This is a genomic window from Paenibacillus sp. FSL K6-0276, assembly GCF_037977235.1.
Lineage (GTDB): Bacteria > Bacillota > Bacilli > Paenibacillales > Paenibacillaceae > Paenibacillus_AQ.
The window spans coordinates 2,454,674-2,476,183 of record NZ_CP150276.1; the positions used below are offsets into that span (position 1 = coordinate 2,454,674).

Annotated in this window: 18 protein-coding genes; 14 read left to right on the top strand and 4 right to left on the bottom strand. The window is 43.9% G+C overall.

Going from position 1 to position 21,510, the window contains the following annotated elements; translation table 11 throughout:
• The first annotated feature begins 44 nt into the window (after positions 1-44).
• The 7 genes from MHH52_RS11300 (at position 45) to MHH52_RS11330 (ending at position 7,287) form a co-directional block, all read left to right on the top strand.
• Positions 45-290, top strand: a complete 246-nt coding sequence (locus tag MHH52_RS11300) for a hypothetical protein (RefSeq protein ID WP_340008653.1) — start codon at positions 45-47, stop codon at positions 288-290.
• Between the two features lie 92 nt (positions 291-382).
• Positions 383-1,051: a hypothetical protein gene (locus MHH52_RS11305; protein ID WP_340008655.1), complete on the top strand. Its 669-nt coding sequence runs from the start codon at positions 383-385 to the stop codon at positions 1,049-1,051.
• Positions 1,052-1,531: 480 nt separating this feature from the next.
• Positions 1,532-3,418, top strand: coding sequence for a glucose PTS transporter subunit IIA (locus MHH52_RS11310; protein ID WP_340008656.1), 1,887 nt, complete (start codon positions 1,532-1,534; stop codon positions 3,416-3,418).
• Positions 3,415-5,184, top strand: a complete 1,770-nt coding sequence (gene ptsP, locus MHH52_RS11315) for a phosphoenolpyruvate--protein phosphotransferase (protein WP_340008657.1) — start codon at positions 3,415-3,417, stop codon at positions 5,182-5,184. The genes MHH52_RS11310 and ptsP overlap by 4 nt, the downstream gene beginning before the upstream one ends.
• Before the next feature lie 183 nt (positions 5,185-5,367).
• Positions 5,368-5,583: a sigma factor gene (locus MHH52_RS11320; protein WP_340008658.1), complete on the top strand. Its 216-nt coding sequence runs from the start codon at positions 5,368-5,370 to the stop codon at positions 5,581-5,583.
• Between the two features lie 32 nt (positions 5,584-5,615).
• Entirely contained in the window at positions 5,616-5,897 is a 282-nt protein-coding gene (locus MHH52_RS11325; RefSeq protein WP_340008659.1) for an RNA polymerase sigma factor, read from the top strand.
• Entirely contained in the window at positions 5,890-7,287 is a 1,398-nt protein-coding gene (locus MHH52_RS11330) for a DUF4179 domain-containing protein (protein ID WP_340008660.1), read from the top strand. Before MHH52_RS11325 ends, MHH52_RS11330 begins: the two co-directional genes overlap by 8 nt.
• Before the next feature lie 98 nt (positions 7,288-7,385).
• Here MHH52_RS11330 and MHH52_RS11335 read toward each other — a convergent pair whose 3' ends face one another.
• The gene (locus MHH52_RS11335; RefSeq protein ID WP_042126813.1) at positions 7,386-7,910 is read right to left on the bottom strand and encodes a type 1 glutamine amidotransferase domain-containing protein; all 525 of its coding nucleotides are present in this window, start codon (positions 7,908-7,910) and stop codon (positions 7,386-7,388) included.
• 267 nt (positions 7,911-8,177) lie between these two features.
• On the opposite strand from MHH52_RS11335, the gene MHH52_RS11340 reads away from it, so the two are divergent.
• The 3 genes from MHH52_RS11340 to MHH52_RS11350 all read left to right on the top strand — a co-directional run bounded on the left by MHH52_RS11340 (position 8,178) and on the right by MHH52_RS11350 (position 10,630).
• Entirely contained in the window at positions 8,178-8,570 is a 393-nt protein-coding gene (locus tag MHH52_RS11340; protein WP_340008662.1) for a hypothetical protein, read from the top strand.
• A gap of 264 nt (positions 8,571-8,834) precedes the next feature.
• A complete protein-coding gene (gene ccpA, locus MHH52_RS11345; RefSeq protein WP_042187330.1) occupies positions 8,835-9,845 on the top strand; it encodes a catabolite control protein A in 1,011 nt (336 codons plus the stop codon).
• Between the two features lie 89 nt (positions 9,846-9,934).
• On the top strand, positions 9,935-10,630 hold the full coding sequence (locus MHH52_RS11350; protein ID WP_340008664.1) for a 5'-methylthioadenosine/adenosylhomocysteine nucleosidase: 696 nt from the start codon (positions 9,935-9,937) through the stop codon (positions 10,628-10,630).
• Positions 10,631-10,637: 7 nt separating this feature from the next.
• Here MHH52_RS11350 and MHH52_RS11355 read toward each other — a convergent pair whose 3' ends face one another.
• Positions 10,638-11,270: a GNAT family N-acetyltransferase gene (locus tag MHH52_RS11355; protein ID WP_340008666.1), complete on the bottom strand. Its 633-nt coding sequence runs from the start codon at positions 11,268-11,270 to the stop codon at positions 10,638-10,640.
• Positions 11,271-11,430: 160 nt separating this feature from the next.
• Between MHH52_RS11355 and acsA the strand changes: the two genes are divergently transcribed.
• Complete coding sequence (gene acsA, locus MHH52_RS11360) at positions 11,431-13,155, top strand: acetate--CoA ligase (protein ID WP_313639554.1); 1,725 nt, start codon at positions 11,431-11,433, stop codon at positions 13,153-13,155.
• Positions 13,156-13,238: 83 nt separating this feature from the next.
• Here acsA and MHH52_RS11365 read toward each other — a convergent pair whose 3' ends face one another.
• Together MHH52_RS11365 and rpsD are read right to left on the bottom strand one after the other, a co-directional pair.
• Entirely contained in the window at positions 13,239-16,151 is a 2,913-nt protein-coding gene (locus MHH52_RS11365; protein WP_340008667.1) for a transglycosylase domain-containing protein, read from the bottom strand.
• A 145-nt stretch (positions 16,152-16,296) separates the two neighbouring features.
• Entirely contained in the window at positions 16,297-16,896 is a 600-nt protein-coding gene (gene rpsD, locus MHH52_RS11370) for a 30S ribosomal protein S4 (RefSeq protein ID WP_042126823.1), read from the bottom strand.
• A gap of 399 nt (positions 16,897-17,295) precedes the next feature.
• Between rpsD and MHH52_RS11375 the strand changes: the two genes are divergently transcribed.
• The 3 genes from MHH52_RS11375 to MHH52_RS11385 all read left to right on the top strand — a co-directional run bounded on the left by MHH52_RS11375 (position 17,296) and on the right by MHH52_RS11385 (position 21,498).
• The gene (locus MHH52_RS11375) at positions 17,296-19,260 is read left to right on the top strand and encodes a sensor domain-containing diguanylate cyclase (RefSeq protein WP_340008668.1); all 1,965 of its coding nucleotides are present in this window, start codon (positions 17,296-17,298) and stop codon (positions 19,258-19,260) included.
• Between the two features lie 274 nt (positions 19,261-19,534).
• Positions 19,535-20,287, top strand: a complete 753-nt coding sequence (locus MHH52_RS11380) for a hypothetical protein (RefSeq protein WP_313641596.1) — start codon at positions 19,535-19,537, stop codon at positions 20,285-20,287.
• Positions 20,288-20,382: 95 nt separating this feature from the next.
• Entirely contained in the window at positions 20,383-21,498 is a 1,116-nt protein-coding gene (locus MHH52_RS11385) for an aminopeptidase (RefSeq protein WP_313641595.1), read from the top strand.
• Positions 21,499-21,510: the final 12 nt, after the last annotated feature.

The following is a 21,510-nucleotide window of genomic DNA, read 5'->3' on the forward strand; positions in this document are numbered from 1 at the left end:
ATAAAGTGTGCGATCAGAGAGTGTAGTCGACGTCATTCATACGAATGAATCGGTGTGCGTACGAACTGTCAGACGAACAACAGACGAACAACAGACGAACCAACAAGCGAAACAATAACGAGCGAACAATGAACCGACGAGCATACGAACCGACAAACGAACAACAGACGAACCAACAAGCTTATAATTTTGGCGCTGATGAAATTGAAGCCATATTGATGAACAGTCAAGGGAAGCAGTATCATGCGATTACGACAGGTTGTATATTTCTAATGCAAATCACCAACTGAGCTTGTTATACTGAAGTTAGACGAAGAACGTCCTTTATCCGCATGATTGCGGTGAAGGGCGTTTTTTTATTTTACCGGGGGAGGATACCATTATGGATTTTGAAGAAGCGCATGGTTTGTTCATTGATAAGCACTTGACGGAAAGATCAGGAGAAAGAAGGGGGAGGCTTGTTAGAGGGCATAATTATGCTGAGAAGCTGTTCTTGCAGAATGTATGGTGGCCATTGTTTGAGAGCCTCGATGATTTGCATCCAGAATACGAAGTATACGACTGGAACCGTAAATCTCAGTTTCTGGACTTCGCTTTTCTTCCGCAGAGCGGCAGCAGCCTCGGGATTGAGTGCGACGGGTTTCAAAGCCATGTGAAGGACATAGACCGCGAAAGATTCAACTATGCAGTTAATCGGGACACTTTTCTGACCGGAATGGGATGGAAGATGATTCATTTTTCTGTTGACGATCTTCAGCATCGTCCCGAGGTGTGCCGGATGCTTTTACAATTGGTGCTTGCACCTTATTTGGCGCGAAAATCTGCAGGCGTGGATATTTTGTCCGAGGAGAAGGAGGTACTGCGTTTGGCTTGGCGTCTGGGTAGGGCGATTCGACCAAAGGATGTGACCACGCATTTCAGCATTAACTTTCGGACGGCGCGCAGATTGCTGCAATCTTTAAGTGAGAAGGGGTTGCTAAAGCCAGCTAATCTGGGAGAAAGAGTTCGGTATTATGAAGTGAATGCTATGAGACCAGATCAAATTTGGTAGGAGTATCTATTATAGGGGGCAGCTAAGTAAGATAGTTGCACTTCGTACAACTAAATGGCTAAAATCGAAATGCTAATGCGAAATAGATGCATTTTGTACACTTAAAAGGTGTTAAAGATAAGGTTTAGCATGAAATTGTCCAAAATAGTTGTATGAAGTGCAGCTAAATTAGTGCGTAGAGTTACGTCGATAAGAATAGTTGTACAAAATACACTTAATCTCGATGTTAGCCTATGTGGAATCCCCGGTGTGGAATCCCATCTGTGGAATTCCCACTTCAAGATTGCCAGAAAACTACAGTATCGTTCACTTCATATCCCTTTGTGAATACCTGCTGTTCTATGAATTCTAATGAATAAATGTTTAGCGGAGTGAGAGTGTATTTGTTTTAAATGTAACCGGATCTTTTCCCTCAGTTTATTTTGACAAAAACCCCCGCAGCGCGTACCATTCAATATAGAAAGAAAGGAGAGGGTAGCCTTGAATTGGCTCGGATCATTGCAGCAATTGGGCAGAGCCATAATGCTTCCTACCATGGTACTGCCGGCGGCAGCCATTTTGCTTAGTTTGGGCAGCTTACCTTGGTCTGCATGGGGACTTTCTTCGGTATCCGAAGTGGCTACATACGCTGGGCAGGGAATCTTTTATTTTATGCCTTATTTATTCGCTGTGGGTGTAGCATGGGGATTATCCAATCAAGCTGGAACGGCGGGTCTTGCAGCACTGGCTGGGATGTTCACTTACGACCGGATTGTTACCCATATGGGAGACGGGCTTGTACAACCTGCAACACTTATCGGAATTTTGCTGGGTATAGTCGCCGGTATCGCTCAAAACCGGTTTAAAAATATCAAGCTTCCAGAGGCGATCCAGTTTTTTGGAGGGTCGCGTTTTGTTTTGCTGTTCATGGGATTGTTTTCGGCTGGCTTTGCATGGGTGATGTTAGGGATATCTCCACTTCTGCAGAGAGGACTGGATGATCTTTTTCAAGGAATATTGCAGACTGGCGGATTTGGCGTCTTTATTTATGGAGTGCTATATAGAGTACTAACAGCCTTCGGTCTTCACCATATTCTTAACAATGTGTTTTGGTTTCAGTTAGGAAACTTTACAACTCCTGATGGTAGCACTGTCGTTCAGGGGGATTTGCCACGTTTTTTTGCAGGTGATCCTACGGCTGGCATTTTTATGGCCGGTTTGTTTCCAATTATGATGTTCGCACTGCCTGCCATTGCTTTTGCAATTATTCAGGAAGCGCGTGAGGATTTGAAGCCTAAGATTAAAAAGACTTTCATGCGGGCGGCTATGGTCTGTTTTCTAACCGGGGTTTCGGAGCAGATCGAATTCGCGTTTTTGTTTGCTTCTCCGTATTTATTCGCGGTACATACTGTAATGTCCGGTCTCGCTATGGTGCTCACCTATATGCTTGGGATTCATCACGGGTTCTCATATTCCGCAGGTGCCATTGACTTCTTTTTGAATTTGCATCTGTCACAGAGGGCTTGGCTCTTGATTCCGATCGGTATTGGCTATGGGATTATATATTATAATTTGTTCCGCTGGGCGATTCGTCGTTTTCAGATCCCAACACCAGGACGTGAAGAAGGTTCGGAACTCGGTGATTGGGCAGGCAACATCCCGTATCAGGCACCACTGATCTTGGAGGCGCTTGGTGGTAAGGAGAATATTGTACAAGTACAATCTTGTATCACCCGTTTGAGGCTTACCGTCCACAATGATCGATTTATTGATACTGGGGCGCTTAAAGGTCTTGGTTCTGCTGGGATTATCAAGCTCGGTGGCGGGAATGTTCAGGTAGTATTTGGTACGTATTCTGAGCTGATCCGCGAGGAGATTAATAAGCTGATGCTTCGTGATTTGCCGCAGGTGCTGTTCAGTTCTCCAATGCAGGGTAGAATGATGCCCATTGAGGAAGTACCGGATCACATCTTTGCAGCGAAGCTGGTGGGGGATGGTGTTGCATTTTTGCCAGAAAAAGGGGAACTTACTTCACCTGTATTCGGGAAAGTCATGCACGTCTACCCTACAATGCATGCCGTTGGTATTGCTACGCCGGAAGGGCTGGAAGTACTCATGCATATTGGGATCGACACATCGCAGCTTAAGGGGCCATTTGAGGCGGTTGTAAAAGAAGGCGACAGCGTGGAGCCAGGTCAATTGCTTGTTAAATTCGACCTCGCTTATTTGCGTGAACATGCGGCCTCATTGGCTACACCAATGGTGATTACGAATCCTGATCGAGTAAAATCATGGAGCTACGCTCCATTTAAAAATGTTAAAAAGGGGCAATCTTCAGTAATGTCCGTAGTCTTACATGAAAGTAACGTTGGAGGGATAGAAGGATGATACAAGGCATAGGCGCAGCAGCAGGTGTAGCTATCGGGAAGGCCTTTGTCTTACCGAACTGGGAGTGGAGCTTACCAGACACACAAGTGAACCCAGTGGATCTAGCTAAGGAGTTTGAGCGTTTATACGAAGGTATCCGTACCTCTAAGGACGAGATTGAATTCATCAAAAAAGAATTCAGAGAAGTGGTCGGTCCAGAGGAATCCAGCATTTTTGATGCTCATCTGGCGATATTGGATGATCCGGTGTTCATGAGCGAAATCCGGGGGATTATTGAGCGCCAGTATAAGGCGGCGGAAGTGGCTGTCAAAGAAGCTATTGATCATTTTGTAGCGATGTTTGATCTGCTAGATGATGAATACATGAAGGAGCGGGCGGTTGACATCAAGGATGTCGGCAACCGTCTGTTAAAGCATCTTTTAGGTGCTCCTGAGGTCACGTTGCCATCGGATACACAGCCTTATATTCTCGTTGCGAAGGAGTTGTCTCCTTCCCAGTTAGCTCACTTGAACCCAACTTATGTTCTTGGTATTGTTACTATGATGGGCGGTAAAACCTCACATTCCTCGATTATGGCTCGTGCGCTGGGCATTCCGCTCGTAGCAGGATTGGAGAATAATTTGTCTAACCCTATTCAGACCGGAGACATGCTCGTGATAGACGGAGACACCGGATCTGTGCAAATTCATCCTGATGAGGTAACGATCAATGAATATGTTTCTCTGCGGAATAAGCAGCATAAAAAGAAAGAACAACTGGAATTGCTTGCAACAGTCGATGCCGTCACTAAAGATGGCGTTAACCTGCGATTGGCCGGTAATATCAGTTCAGTTAAAGAACTGAATTTAGCGCTCAAATATGGAGCCGAGGGTGTAGGTCTATTCCGTACAGAGTTTCTTTATATGGATCGCAGTTCTTTCCCGACTGAGGATGAACAATTCGAAGTGTATAAACAGGTTGTCGAGAAGGTAGGCAGCAATATGGTTGTGATCCGTTCGCTGGATATAGGCGGGGACAAGCATCTGGATTATTTCCAGCTACCAGAAGAACAGAATCCGTTCCTTGGCTATCGTGCCATTCGTATCAGCTTGAATCGACAAGATATGTTCAAAACCCAGCTAACCGCTATTTTGCGGGCTAGTGCATACGGGAATGTAAAGCTAATGTTCCCAATGATATCTTCCGTAGAAGAAGTACAGGCAGCAAAAGCTGTATTGGAAGAAGTGAAGGCTGAGCTGGAGCAACGGGGTATACCGTTTAATCGGAATATTCCTGTCGGTATTATGATTGAAGTCCCGGCAGCGGTGATGATTGCTGATCTGCTAGCTGAGGAAGTAGACTTTTTCAGTATCGGCACTAACGATTTAGTGCAATATGTACTAGCAGTAGACCGTATGAATGAACAAATTGCGCATATGTATCATCCCTATCATCCCGCGGTTCTACGAATGATCCGTATGACTGTAGAAGCTGCGCGTAATGTAAAAATAGATATTAGTGTATGTGGTGAAATGGCGGCAGATGAGCGTTCTTTGCCACTCTGGCTGGAGCTAGGTATTAGTGATCTTAGCATGTCGCCGCAGTCACTGCTGAAAGTTAAACATCGTACACTGAATACACTGGCTATGGATGCCAGAAGGGTTGCCAAAGCTTGCTTCCATCATCGTACAAGCTCGGAGACGGAAGAGATCCTGAGTGCTTTTGCTCAGAAAAGCGGTATTACGCTTGGAGCGAGCGGGGAAACAAAGGAGAAAGCTTCTTCTTAGTTAGCGAGTACCACTTCATTAAACTCACATCAAGGTTCGGCATTCTTGCCGAGCCTTTTTCTTTTTATTTGTACAACATTAACTTAAAAAAACAAAACCGTTTGCCGTTCGGCGCAGTCAATATATAAAGAGAACTACAGAGCTGATTCATCTGGCGAAGGCAAGGGGGAGGACAGAACAAGCATGGAACACATTATAAATGACGAAATGGAAATTGCCACTACGGATGAAGAAACATTTTACGAGCTTGTAGCTGAACAAAAAAGAAAGCTTTACAGTATTGCTTACAGCTATTTGCGGAATGAAGCAGATTCGCTGGAAGTTCTGCAAGAGGCAACCTGCCGCGCATGGATTAAACGTAAAAGCTTGAAAGACTCGGAGCGTTTTGCTCCCTGTTAACACGAATTCTGATCAATTGCTGTAATGATGAGTTGAAGCGCAGAAAGAGGAATACAGTCACAGAAGCTGATCGAAGTGATGTAGGGATCATGGAGATGAAAAGCGACCGCAAATTGGACATGGAACATGCACTGGAAGGAGTAAAGCTAAAGTATCGCCAGGTGCTTGTACTCAAATATTACAAGGATATGACCCTTGCAGAAATTGCAGAGGTGCTCGATAAACCGGAGGGCACCGTAAAGACTTGGCTCAATAAAGGACTGAAACAACTGCGTGACAGAATGAAACGGAAGGGGGATCTATTTTATGGCTGAGTCTGAAGAAAAGCTGCTTAACGATTATTTTAAGAGAATCGATGTCGAGGCTGAGGAAATCCCGGAAGTTAAACTGGACGCAGCGATTCGCAAAGGGATGCAGCTAGGTAACCGCAAAAGGTTGTCTTTTAGAAAAAGATACGCTGTTGTTGCGTTAGCGGTCCTAGCTATCGCCTTATTGATTATTGTCCCTTGGGCAAATCAGGTGATAAATCCCGTACGTGCGCAATTACCTCCAAAAAGCTGGGGTCAGCTTGAAGTGTTTAGACCCATTATTGCTAATAATCTGACGATTAAATCAGCACTTGATGCAGGTATGATGAAGGAAGTAAATATCTCCTCTCCTGAGGTGGATGGGATAACATGGACTGTTAACGGAATAATCGCTGATCGTAGAGGTCTTGCTGTACTTTATACAATCCAGAACAATACAGATCAGAAGATGCAGCTTGCTGGCTTGTCTTTGAAAAAGACTCCAGAGGATAAATACCACCTTAGCGGATACAGCGGGTTTAGCACTTCTAATGCACAAGAGGTTGGGTCCCCTGGGACGACTCGTATGTATGAGCAAATCGTCTGGGATAAACATCAGGATGAGATACCAGAGGAGTTGAATATCACATTATCGCTTTTTCCAGATGCTCTTGGTCAAGTTTTTAATAATAAGGATATAAAAAAAATGAGTGTTAAGATTCCTCTGGAGATTGATTACAATTATTTTCAAGGTGAGGTCGTTGATCTGAAGGAAAGCTTGTCAGTTGCTGGACAGAAAATCAATTTGGATAATGTCTATATTGGACCTACGGGTATTTACATGCGGGAAACCTTTGACAAAGAGAATACAATGAGGATTTTTAATATGCTTTCGCCTAAGCTAGTTATCGGGAAAGGGGATCTTCAAGAGGAATTAATGTGGGCAAGTGGTTCGAATTTCCACAATGACAATATGAGACCTGATGATCCAATCAAACTTGAAGTTGAAGGAATCTCTGCTCTAGATCAATCAAAGATGGAGCTTGTGATTAACACCGAAACACAGCAGATTCTGAAGGTGCCAAACAGCAATCTGACGATTTCCAAACGAATGGAGAACGAAGAGCAGGGGGTTTTAGTATTGGATTACTTTATTCCTAAAGAAGATAAGGAGTCGCTTGATGATAGAGGTTTTGCACTGGGCGATTATTTTGAGGATAGCACTGGAAGTGGGCATATGATGGGACCTGTCAAAGATGGTTACTCGGGATATAAAGAGTTTAATGAAGGTAGTAAGGGAACTTCAATAACCTATTTCTTCAATGTAGGCAAGGAAAAGCTACCCCAACCGTTGACTTTCTGGTTTAATTCTTATCCAAACGTAATCAAGGAGAATGCGTCCATTCGGATCAGATAACAAGCTGGATTTAAGCGGACCAAAACAAAAGCCCTGTTCCTCACATTGGTGAGAAACAGGGCTTGTTTAATTTTTAACCAATATATTTGTACAGTATTCTATTCCCCAGCTAGTGCATCACAAAAAGCTTTACCGTAAGGCGGCAGATCTGGTGGGCGACGAGCGGAGATGATATGTCCATCTGTAACCACTGCTTCATCCTTCCAGATGGCTCCGGCATTCTCCATGTCATCACGGATGCCCGGCGTGGAGGTGACCGTTACACCTTCTAGAATTTTAGCGGAGATTAACACCCAACCTGCGTGGCAGATCTGCCCGATTGGTTTCTTAGCTGCATTGAAATCTTGCACGAGCTTTAGAACGGCGCTGTATCTGCGGATTTTATCCGGAGCCCAGCCGCCAGGAACTAGTATACCATCATAATCAGCAGCGTTTAAATCGTCCCAGGAGTACTCTGCCTTTGCAGGTACACCGTATTTGCCGATGTACGTCTTATCTTTTTCCAAACCTGCCAAGTGAACCTCAGCACCTTCTTCTCTCACTCGGTACACGGGATACCAGAGCTCCAAATCTTCAAATTCATCGTCTACGAGTGCTATGACCTTTTTGCCAGCTAGTCTCATTTTGTTAAGCTCCTTTCGTACCACATGATCCTTCATATTCTATCAAATTTAAAATACGAAGTCATCTTAGGGGGTTGTAAATTATAGGCGAATTGCCAATTTAATCATTATATGCAATTAAGGAGGGATTTAATAAAAGAGAGTCGAATATAGAAGTTGAAAAGTCATACTTTGTTCTTAATTAATTTCTTGCAAGAGGTGTAGAAGATGTATAGAGATAACTTAATGGAAAAGTTGTGCAGCTGTGGTGGCCTCATGACCTTACATATGCATTCATTGATTTTTAATACGAAGGTGAAGATTACACATGTACCTGTCTATACTTGTCCGAAATGTACTAGTTATGAGCCATTGTCATTTATTAAAGCAGATCTAGGAAAGTTAGTGAAAGAACTGAATGCGGATGTGCCTAGACAAGATTTTTCGTTTACAGAAAGAAATGAATTGGCCAGTGTCTTAAAGGAATCCTTGTCTGAGGTCATTATCGGGGAATTTCAAGAATTGGAGTTGGCTATCCGAGGTGCGATTCAGGGTAGAGTGGATATGTTGCTCGATATATATCGATTAGCAGAAGTACTTACCGACCAGAATTGGATGGAAGAAACTAGTCGAAGACTGTCTCAATTAACCTTCCAAACGACCAAAAACGCAAATTATTAAAATATTCTGTGAAAATAATGAAAAACTTTCACGGAATGTTGGATTTTTCACTCACTTTTTGTTACGATAGATAGAAGTTACATTATTGTGCTCGCGAATTGGGTAACCAGCACTAGTCACAAATTGTAATTTAGGGTTACGTCTTCAGCCTTGAAAGAAATTTTGAAAGGAAAATGAAGCGTTATCATTGCACAAATGTACAAAGTGTCGTATCATATTTTTAATTAGTCGAACGATAAAATTTATCGCAATGGAGAGAGTAATTTGACGGTAACCATTTACGATGTAGCTCGAGAAGCAGGCGTATCTATGGCTACGGTATCACGGGTTGTGAATAATAACCCTAACGTGAAACCGCAGACCCGGAAGAAAGTTTTTGAAGCGATTGAGCGTTTGGGATATCGTCCCAATGCCGTGGCGAGAGGACTTGCCAGTAAGAAAACGACAACCGTTGGGGTTGTTATCCCTGATATTTCAAACTCGATTTTTGCAGAAATTGCACGCGGGATTGAAGATATCGCGAACATGTATCATTACAATATCATATTGTGTAACGCGGATAAGCGTAAAGAAAAGGAAATCCGTGTCATCAATACCCTTTTGGAGAAACAGGTCGATGGTCTGCTCTTCATGGGTGGTACGGTAACTGAAGAACACATTCAAGCATTCCAGACTTCTGCAGTTCCGATTGTCCTATGTGCTACGCGCGATGAGAAGGGAACCTATCCTTCAGTTGACATTGATCATGAAACCGCTGCTTTTGACGCTGTGAATACGCTGATTCGTCACGGTCACCGTGAGATCGCAATGATCAGTGGCACACTACAGGATCCTGCGAATGGATATGCGCGTTTCCATGGTTATAAGAAGGCACTTGAACAGGCTGGAATTGAGTACCAAGAGGACTTGGTGCGTATCGGTAACTACCGCTATGAATCTGGTGTCGAAGCCATGAAGTATTTCCTTGGACTCAAGAAGAAGCCAACTGCTATTTTTGCCGCAACAGACGAGATGGCTATTGGTGCAATTCACAGTATTCAGGATGAAGGCCTGAAGGTACCGGATGACTTCTCCATTATTAGTGTGGATAACATCCGTATGGCTTCGATGGTTCGTCCATTGTTGACAACTGTAGCTCAGCCTATGTATGACCTAGGCGCGGTAGCAATGAGACTTTTGACGAAACTCATGAAGAAAGAGACTGTTGAGAATCCGCGGGTTATCCTGCCTCATGAAACGATTCTCCGTTTGTCTGTCAATCATCTTAATAAGTAATTTAAGAACTAAACAGAAATTCCGTAGAAAGCTCCTTTTGGAGCTTTTTATGCTTTTTACAGAGAAAATCTTCGAAGGAGGCGTTATCTTTGCGTGAAATTATTGGATTAATAGGTGCGATGGATGAAGAAATTAAGCTACTACAAGAAGGAATGGAGAATAAGGAGACGAAAGTCAAAGCAGGAATACATTATTACATAGGAAATATATTAGGTAAGTCCGTAGTCCTCTGTAAATCTGGGGTAGGCAAAGTGAATGCCGCAGTTACGACACAAATTCTAATCGATACCTTTGGTGTATCACGTGTGCTGTTTACTGGGGTTGCTGGAGCTGTGCATCCTGAACTGAATATTGGAGATATTGTTATATCGTCTACTTGTATACAGCATGACATGGATGCTACGGCGCTTGGCTTTTCAAGAGGTGAAATACCTTATCAGGGAAACTCCGTCTTTCAGGCAGACCCTGAATTGGTGCTGCTTGCTGAGAGGGCTTGTAACGAGCTAGGCCAAAAGTACTTGGTTGGCAAGGTACTTTCAGGTGATCAATTCATTTCTAATGCGGAGATTGTAGCCGAATTAAGAGGGGAGTTGGACGGAGCATGTGTGGAGATGGAAGGGGCGGCGGTTGCTCAAGTATGTGAGATGAACGCCACTCCCTTTGTCATTATTCGTTCAATGTCTGATAAGTCTGATGGGTCAGCAGAGGTGAATTTTAAGGAATTCACGGTGGAATCTTCGCATCGCTCGCATTCCATATTAGAATTTATGCTACGATACCTCTAGTGCTCGTTTAGTACATGAAGCGCTGTCTAAAGCGTACTCTGTCGAATGTCTCCTGTGAAGCCATAGGTACCTCTTGTCCAATACGGACCATTAGACAGTTCGCTGGATGTGAACAGATTTCGGGATCATCTGTAGCATACCAAACCATATTTACAGTTTTCATTAGCCGCTCCATCATTTGACGATAAGCCCATACATCAAGCCCACTGCCTTTTAAATCCCAGTGCCAATAATACTCTGTTGTAAAGACAATACAATTCTCCAATTGCTCCTGCTCAAAAGCAGTGGAAATCAGCAGCCGGCCAAGTCCGGCTCCCCTATAATCATTACTCACTTCTATAGCCCCAAGCTCAATTAGATCCATCATTCCACCCTGTGACCATAGTTCCATTTCATCCGGATAATGAAAGGTCACATAGCCTACAATAGCGCCGTTCTCTACAGCCGTAATCACACGTCCTTCTGGCAAGCTAGCAATCTCTACGAGAGCCTCATGCTGCTCTATCGGCCTGCGAAAGGCATCAAGGTCAAGATGCATGTGGAGGGCTTCAAGGTCCTCTGGAGATCGGGGGCCACTTACTGTAATTGTTCTACCTTTATATGATAGCGTATGGGAAACAGGGATTTTACGATGTTCCATAGCTGTGCTCCTTTCAGGTCATAAAATATGGAATGTAAACGTTTGCTATGGTATACTAATTCAGACATAAAAAATTCACATTCATTGCATTGACATCATTATCTAAGAGAAGAGTCTTACCCTTAAAGCTTAAATCAAACGAGTGAGGGAGGCAAGAGTGATGGGTCAAGTCCATAGCGAAATTTTGCCGGGCCGTGTGCAGAGCTCCAATATGTCTGATTACACTGAGGCAGTAGCCAATTTTAAGTGGGAGGATGTTGAACGTAACTTCTCATGGTATGAAACCGGCAAGGTTAATATGGCACATGAAGCAGTGGATCGCCACGTTCAAGAAGGACGGGGAGCGACAACGGCCCTGCTCTACAGTGATGCTGTGCGGGATGAATCCTATACATTTGCCGATCTGCAGGAACGGTCGAATCGGTTCGGAAATGTATTGCGTAAATATGGTATCGGTAAAGGAGATCGGGTATTTATTTTTATGCCTCGACAACCGGAACTATATTTTAGTTTACTAGGCATTTTGAAAATTGGGGCTATAGCAGGCCCTTTGTTCGAAGCCTTCATGGAGACAGCAGTTAAGGACCGGCTGGAAGATAGCGGAGCCATTGCTATAGTTACTACGCCTGAACTACTTCATCGTGTAAAGCGAGATGAGCTTCCGAATTTACGTCATATTTTTCTAGTAGGCGGCACCTCTGATATTGAGCAAGGTAACTTAGGCTTCGCAGAGGAGATGGCTGACGCATCTTCTGAGCTTGAATTGGAATGGCTTGACCTGGACGATGGCCTTATCATGCATTATACATCTGGTTCTACTGGAAAACCTAAAGGTGTTTATCATGTACAAAGAGCAATGATTCAACATTATTATACAGGTAGAGTGGTGCTGGATCTACGTCCAGATGATATTTACTGGTGTACAGCAGATCCCGGCTGGGTGACTGGAACGTCTTACGGAATATTTTCCCCATGGTTAAATGGGGTAACTAATGTTGTGAGAGGGGGGCGTTTTAGCCCTCAGGATTGGTATAAGACGATTGAACGAAATAAGGTAAGCATTTGGTACAGTGCACCTACAGCATTTCGCATGTTGATGGGGGCAGGGGAGAGTTCAATACAGGGAATCGATTTGAGCAGTCTGCGCCATGTTCTGTCTGTTGGAGAGCCATTAAATCCTGAAGTAGTGCGGTGGGGAGATAAATTTTACAATCAGCGCATTCATGATACTTGGTGGATGACAGAGACTGGGGCACAACTGATTTGTAATTATCCTGGAATGGATATCAAACCAGGTTCTATGGGTCGTCCGTTGCCGGGCATTGAAGCAGCGATTCTGGATGATCGAGGTAATGTTCTCCCGCCATTCTCTATGGGTAATCTTGCGATACGGACCCCTTGGCCATCCATGATGAATTCGATCTGGAACAATCAGACGAAGTACGATGAGTATTTCCGTATTCCTGGTTGGTACATTTCTGGTGATTCCGCTTATATGGATGATGATGGATATTTCTGGTTCCAAGGACGGATTGATGACGTTATCAACTCTTCAGGTGAACGTATTGGACCATTTGAAGTGGAGAGTAAACTGGTAGAGCATCCAGCTGTGGCAGAAGCGGGCGTAATTGGTAAACCAGACCTTGTGCGGGGGGAAATTATTAAGGCCTTCATCTCGCTCAGAGAAGGCTATACTCCTACTGCTGCTCTCAAAGAGGAGATCGCAGCATTTGTTAAAGCCGGGCTGTCTGCCCATGCTGCACCGAGAGAGATCGAATTTAAGGATAAACTCCCGAAGACACGATCAGGTAAAATCATGCGGCGTGTATTAAAGGCTTGGGAGCTTCATCTACCAACTGGCGATTTATCAACAATAGAAGATTAGAATGGATCATAAAAAAACACCGTTCCCTAATGAATTCAAGGGAACGGTGTTTTGCTGTGTGAAGTTATTCTGTTGACTACCGGTTAATGGTTTCCAGTCGTATTGCCGGCTGTACCACTATTACTGTTTCCGTTACTGTTACCTCCGCCAGATGGAGTTTCCGTAGGAGTAGGTAAAATGGTTCCTGGAACCTCAATATCCTCTCCTGGTGTACTCTCAGAGTCTGTAGGAGGCGTTGTCTCCGGTTGCTGATCTGGAGTTGGTGTTGCTTCCGGTGTTGGTGTAGTACCTCCAGCGACGCTACCAGAAGCTGTCTCATTACCTGCGACATCAACGGCGGTAACATAGAATGTTGCATTAGCACTCGCAGGTGTTCCTGGCGAGAACAGCTTGTTCTCGTCAGCCATAATTACAGCTTGCTTCTGGAAAGACCCGCCGTTTAAAGAACGGTATAAGCGGTATCCGACTACATCTGGAGAGCCGCTTGGAGAGAAGCTGATCACAGCTTTTCCAGTGCTATAAGAGGCACTAACATTTCCAGGAGCAGTAGGGGCAGCGCCATCGTCCACGCGTGGATCGACTTCAGTAGGGAAATCTGTCTTAGCATCGGCTGGCATATAATACTCTAGCGATTTATGCTCCTTCATCTTAGGGAAGGCTGCCAAGAGCTCCTTAACTAATTCCTGGATCGGTTTTTCGCGTTTAACTACGATTTTTTCTTTCAGGAAATCCTCCGGTGTACCTTCGAGCGGGATATAATTGACGCCATTGTAAGTAATATACTTGGCTTTGGAAATCCCATCGTCGCTCTCTGTAGGTACATATTTCACATTGAATATATCCGTTGTGAATTTGTCTGTCAGACCCGTTGGTAGTTTACCGCTGTATGCGGAAACTGTCTTTTTGGTAATTCCCTCAGGTTGTGTGAATTTGTCTGTAACAAACAAGTCTGGCTGCTTATCAATAACAGCATTCAAGACTTTTGCCCATAAGGTCTGTGCTTGTCGTTTTTGTGTATCTCCTGTAAGGGTATTGATTTGTTCTTTATAACCAACCCACATGCCAAGTGTGACATCAGGTGTGTAGCCCATGAACCAGACATCTCCATAGTTCTGAGTGGAACCAGTTTTACCTACAATCGGAACATCTTTAAAGTGTTTATAATTTCTTCTTACTGTACTTGCAGTACCTTCTGTGATTACTGTACGCAGCATATCGGTCATTAGATAAGCAGTTTGCTTAGAGAATACTTGTTCAGGGTTAACCTTGTGCTGGTAAACGATCTTGCCTTCCGAATCCACAATCTTCTCGATCATGTAAGCATCATTAAATGCTCCCTGATTGCCAATGGCAGAATAGGCATTGGTTAATTCTTCAACGGATGTACCGTATCGAAGACCGCCTATAACCCCAGTCTGCGCTCTGTAATCATCTTCGGTGAGGGTAGTAATCCCTAGCTTTTTAGTAAAGGCCCAAGCATCCTCTATTCCGACCTTCTCGTTAAACAGTTTAAGCGCCGGTAGGTTGAGGGATTTATTAAGCGCATAGCGAGCCGTAACTAAGCCCTGATAGCGATTGTTAGCATTCTTAGGGATATGGAATCCTTTTCCGCCATCCTTCAAAATGATTGGAGCATCATCCAAGATCCCAGCAGGTTGAATCAGTCCTGCATCCAAGGCAGGTAAATAAGCTGAAATCGGCTTCATCGTTGAGCCAGGTTGCCGGACCATTTGGGTTGCGTAGTTCATTTGCTCGATATTAAAATCGCGACCCTCAATCATACCGAGAATGGCTCCGGTCTTGTTGTCGATCAATATGCCAGCCGTCTGTTCTATACCTTTTGTTTTGCTATCCTTGGTGAAATTATTACTATCTTCGGAAATACTGTGCATTGCACTGTATACTTTCTTATCAATCGTGGTGTAGACTCGGTAACCACCGGTCATTAACTGTTGTCTTGCTTCCTCAAGAAGTACGGCATTATCACTAGAGCTAGCAGTATCAGTTGTACCGTTTTTCTCTTCATTTAGTGACAAAATAATCTCAGCTGCTTTACGCTCCGTTTCCATCATCAGGTATGGATATGTAGCATAGGCTTTTTTAGTGTGAGGAGCCAAAGAACTCTTAATATCAAATTTAAGTGCTTCATCATATTGGGAGGTAGTGATCTTATTCTCCTCTAGCATCCGACGAAGTACAAGCTGTTGACGATCCATAGCTCTATTGAACGCCTTTTCGTTGAATTTTCCAATGCCATTGAATGCTGAATAAGCGGATGGGAGCTGTGGAAGACCGGCCAAATACGCTGCTTGGGCAATATTCAACTTGTCTAGATCATCCAGACCGAATATACCTTTGGATGCAGCTTTAATCCCAAATACGTTATAGCCATTCGAGCCATTACCGAACGGAACCTTGTTCAGATAAGCCGTTAAAATCTCTTGCTTGGTCAAGAAGCGCTCAAGTCTAAGCGAGAGTAGAATTTCTTTTGCTTTGCGATCTTCTGTTCGATCCAGATTGAGGAATACACGTCTTGCGAGCTGTTGAGTTAGTGTACTGCCTCCGGTCTGAACGGATTCATTTAATAACTTTTGCTTGACGGCACGTAAAGTACCTTTGAAATCCACGCCATTATGCTCATTGAAATTATTGTCCTCAATAGCGAGAACTGCATCAATAATAAGCTGGGGGATATCGTTGTATTCAATGAGCCTTCGGTCTTCTTCTGTACGAAGCTGGCCGATTGGTGCGCCATCACGGAAGTATGCGAATCCGGTGATAGCATTTTGTCCGACTTGCTGTTGAATCATTTCCTCGGAACGAACAGGTTCATCCTTCACCATGGAAGTGACATATCCTACTGCTGCACCACCGATGAATAGAATGCCTATTATGCCAAGAATAAACATCCACTTAACTACAGAACCGAACCTGCTAAGCCCAGATCTGCGGGGTGAAGGCTTCTTTACGTTTTTTTTCTTGTTCTCTTGAACCATCGACGATAATTCCTCCTTTTAACGGAATTATTATAGCACAAATTGGCGATTTTGAATGCAGTCGGAGCGTCCATCACGAATTAGAATAACAAAAAGCCTCCGGATAAATCCGGAGGCTTTGGTCATACTCGCTATAAGCGAGATATTAACGGTTGTAGAACTCGACGATTTGTTTCTCATCGATATCCTGGGAAAGCTCGGAACGTTCTGGCAAACGAATGTATTTACCTTCGAAAGATCCTTCAGCATATTCCAGGTAAGCTGGAAGGTGGGAACGGTTAGCAAGAGCTTCTTTGATGGAAGCCATGCTTTGGCTTCTTTCACGAAGACCGATAACGTCGCCCAAGCTTACACGGTAAGAAGCGATGTCGACTTTTTTGCCGTTTACAGTTACGTGTCCGTGGGATACCAACTGACGTGCACCAGCACGGGAGTTAGCAAATCCAAGACGGTAAACTAGGTTGTCCAAGCGGCTTTCAAGCAAGAACATGAAGTTTTCGCCCGCAAGACCTGGAAGCTTTTGTGCTTTAGTGAAGAGAGTTTTGAATTGTTTCTCTCCCAAACCATACATGTGACGCAGTTTTTGTTTTTCCAAAAGCTGCATTCCGTAGTTACTTACTTTTCTGCGTTGGTTAGCTCCGTGTTGTCCTGGTGGAAAAGGGCGTTTCAGGTCTTTGCCTGTACCGCTAAGGGAAATGCCCAGACGGCGGCTGAGTTTGAATTTAGGTCCGGTGTAACGTGCCATGTTATAGTAGACTCCTTTATAATTGAAATTTCAGGGTAGGGCCTATTTGCGCCGCATTTCGTATCCGTGATTAGCATTAATGGCTTCCACACTGCCAGGGAAGTTCAGCCGCTGCCCTGGCAGTAACGAAATGCGTGAGGGTGACACAACGTTACGCCCAATTAAGACTTGTTACAGTCTTGTTCAACAATAAATATTATATGAATACAGTATATAAAGTCAAGTGCTTATTAAAAGAGTTCTTGTCAATCTTTGTCGATAGTTCTTTGGTCCTAAAAAAAAGTCCCGGAAATGATGAAAATATAATGCATTACACAAAGAAAGAGAGTAAAATATAGTTAATTAGTTGTAACTAGGGAAGATAGTTTTCTTAATCAAGATGCAAAGGGGATCTTCGTTATGTCAGAGCAGAAAGCATACGTTCATAAAGACAGTCGTATGCTGTTACAGGACAACATACACGCTAGTAGAGATTCCGAAGATCCCACCGCCTGGCTTAGGGAAACGGAAATAGTAACTCATGACTTCCCTTATCTAGCAAATCTGATTACAGACAGTTTCAATGATTGGTTTGGTGGGCTCGATGACCTTCCGTTCTCCAGATCCTGGGAATGGTGTGTGCTGAATTTTGAAGGTAAGTATTTAAGAAACATAAAGGATCAACAAGAACTATGGAGGCAGCAGTGGGAACAGGCAGCAGCTACTAGCCTGATCTCAAGAACAATCTCTGAAGTTCAATTAACAGTAGAGGGCAAGGGTCTGAGTTTTTTTACAATACCGCTTATCACTCGTGTCGATAATGAAATTTTTGCTTTTCTGGGTTGCTGTATGTCTACGCAACAATATGAAATGGGTGGACGAGATACCGCTGAAGCAATGTCGTTGCATTACCGTACCTGTTTCTATCATAAGTTTGAACATATATTTGTAGCTGATCTTGCAAGTATTCATATTAATGCTGAACGCGAAAGCAATCGTCGCTCTTTGCTATTTCAGATTGTCCAGCGGATGCATGACAACATTGATGTGAATGCTGTTCTTTCGGAGGTCATAGATAGCATCTCTGCGATGTATCCAGGGGCCAGGCTCGAGCTGTTTATGTCACAAGATCACCGCAGCACTCATCCGCAAGTCAAACCATTACCATTCCACATGTCCAGCGATGATGTCTGTGCTAGGGCGTTTAAGGATGGACGTGTTGCACTGCACACTAGTAATGAAGATCACCGTAATGTAGAGATTGGTCTTCCGTTAGGTGGAAAGCAGGGGGTTTACGGGGTATTCCATATGGTGATGGATAATCCAATCTTTCCGGATGTTGATTTGCGGTTTCTCACAATGGTGGCCGATACGGCAGGGACTGCTTTTGAGAATGCCAAGTTATATGAGCGCTCCAATCAGCTTATCCGCGAGCTCCGCATGAGTAATGAGCTTACCCAGCGTCTGAATCAAAGCTTGCGTTTAGGCGATATTTTTCAATTTGCGTTTGAAGAGTTACTTGAAATGTTTGGTGCAGATTACTGCTGCATTTTACATATGAATGAGGAAAAGGGTGGTCTAGAAGTTATTGCCTGTAACCATCCCTCTTTGCAGAACGAAATTTTAGAAGTAGGGGTAGGTTTAGGTGGAAAGGTATATTCCACAGGTGAATCACTGATCATGTCTGACTACATCGATAATCCTAAGACAACTTCGCTTCTAATGAGTGCTACTGGTTCGCAATCGCTGATTGCAACACCTCTTAGTGTGGGTGGTGAAATACGTGGTGCGATCATGTTGGCACATCGAGATTCACATTATTTTTCTTATGACAATTATAGGTTGTTGCAGGCGATGGCGGGGCATATTGGACTAGCGGTAGGCAACGCCAGGTTACACGCTGAAGTCAAACGCCTTGCGAACAGAGATAGTCTAACAGGACTTTATGCTCGTCATTATCTGGACGAAGAGATAAAAGAAAGACAGTCTACGGACTTTTGCGGTTGTTTAATTGTTGTAGATATTGATCAGTTCAAGGTTGTGAATGATACTTACGGTCATCAAAAAGGCGATAAGATCCTAAAAGAGGTTAGTGATATTGTGAAGTCCTCTATCCGTCAAGGAGATATTGCCGCTAGGTGGGGTGGGGAGGAGCTATCCGTTTATTTACCGTTAATGGGAGTGGAGCAGGCAGGCTATGTAGCCGAGCGTATTCGCAAACGGGTGATGGAAGAAACCGAACCTAGTGTAACTGTATCCTGCGGTATAGCGGAATGGAGCTGGATGGACGATCGAGTAAGCGTCGAGTCATTGTTCTATCGAGCGGATATGGCGCTGTATAAAGCTAAGCATAATGGGCGTAACCAAGTTGTCGTTGATAAGTAAGAAAATGAAAACACTGCGAAGAATCCTTGAGGCAAGCATCAAGGATTCTTTTTTATGTGCACAGTTATTCTGGCTCTAAATGCGGTATAAGGCTTGGAGGAAGGGAGAACCCTATAAGTGGGTTGTATAAGTAAAATACTCCGAGAAAGGCCTGAGGACCGTGAGAAAGCTATTATTACTGAAGGGGGGAGTCCCTCTAGTTCTTACATTGTATTGCGTGTTATGCAGCGGCTGTAGCGTCATAAGAGACAAACCTGCGAAGGAAGATCTTAGTTTGGCGTTGGCAGGTATGGCTGGAAGTGATGAGGTTGCTTTTGAAGGGTCGAATATGCTGACACGAGGCGGAAAGGCGGTTCCCGAATCCTTATTCTTCTATGGAGGTACAGTGGAGGATCATAAAAAAGTAAAACTGTACACACTTCTTCCAGATAAATCCTTGTCCCAAAAAACAGCTGCTGATGGCGTTAAAGATTTAAAGAGTAGTACTTATTCTCAGAAACCTTACTACAGTCAGCTAGAGAAAAAAGAGGGCAGATGGGAACTTCAGACCACTGGAAATTCCACGGAGGAGGGAAATCCATTACCTGCGCTTAATCCGCTGAAACAACTGGAGGAGCTTGAGTCCATGGAGAAGAGTGTAACCGAAGAAGCTGGGGCTGGCAGAGGGACAAGTGTGCTGCGAATCGAATTGACGCCTTCAGAGGCTAGAAAGCAGCTGTCTACTGAATTGGAGAGAGATATGCAGAACCTTCGACCTAAAGTTCCAGAATCCGCTGAGAACAACACAGAGGCTGATCAGGCAGTGACGAAAGCTTTGGAGAAGCTGTGGCAGAAGAAAAATAATGAATTACAGCAAAAGCTGAAACAAGCTAATGTAGAAACGGTTTACCACCTAACGGTTGATACGAAACATAACCTGCCTAGAAGGCTTACCTTGAATCGAAAAGTAAGTTATTCCAGTGAAATGACGAATAAATCTGAAAATGAAACTTATGTGTCTAAGGTAGATTTCACAGGTTACCGTTGATCTTTACATTGTTTGGCAGGTCTTGCGCTCCATAACGGGCGTGCTACAATAGAACAGCATGCTTATTTTTCAGATAGAGGAAGGAAGAATACACGATGAAGGATCCCAGAATTCAAAAGCTGGCGGCTAACCTTGTAGGTTATTCCGTAGATGTCCAGCCAGGCGAGAACGTGCTTGTAGAAATGATTGGCAACGAAAGAGATTTAATCAAAGCTGTTGTTGAGGAAATCGGCAAGGCCGGTGGGCATGCTTTTGTACAGTTGACAGATCGTACAGTCCTACGCAGCATGCTTAAATATGCAACACGCGAGAGTCTTCAGGCATGGGCTGAAATTGACTTGAACCGGATGAAGCAAATGGATTGTTATATCGGCATCCGTGCAGGCGAGAATGTGAATGACCTGTCCGATGTTCCTGAAGAAAATATGAAATTGTATAACTCCCTTTATTCCCATCCAGTGCATAGTGAACAGCGCGTGAAGCATACGAAGTGGGTAGTACTACGTTATCCTAATGCGAGTATGGCTCAGCTTGCAAATATTAGTACAGAAGCATTTGAGGACTTTTATTTCGAAGTGTGCAATTTGGATTACGCTAAAATGGACAAGGCTCAGGATGCATTAGCTGATCTCATGCGCAGAACGGATAAGGTACATATTTCAGGTCCTGGAACAGATCTTAAGTTCTCCATCAAAGGAATCGGTGCAGAAAAATGCTCTGGGCAAAAGAATATTCCGGATGGCGAGGTTTATAGCGCCCCAGTTCGTGATTCTGTGAATGGAACGATCAGCTATAATGCACCATCTGTATATAACGGAGTGACTTTCGAAAATATCAAGTTCAAATTCGAGAACGGTAAAATTGTTGAAGCAACAAGCAATGACTCTGCTCGCTTGAATGAAATCCTGAATTCAGATGACGGTGCACGTCATATCGGCGAATTTGCCATAGGCTTTAACCCTTACATTCTGCACCCAATGAATGACATTCTGTTCGATGAGAAAATCGCAGGCAGCATGCACTTTACACCAGGACAAGCCTATGATGTTACCGATAACGGAAACCGTTCCTCCATTCACTGGGATCTTGTGCTGATCCAACGTCCGGACTATGGTGGTGGGGAGATTTATTTTGACGATGTATTGATCCGTAAGGATGGAATCTTCGTGTTACCAGAACTGGAAGGTCTGAATCCAGAAAACTTGAAATAGAATGTAAAAGTA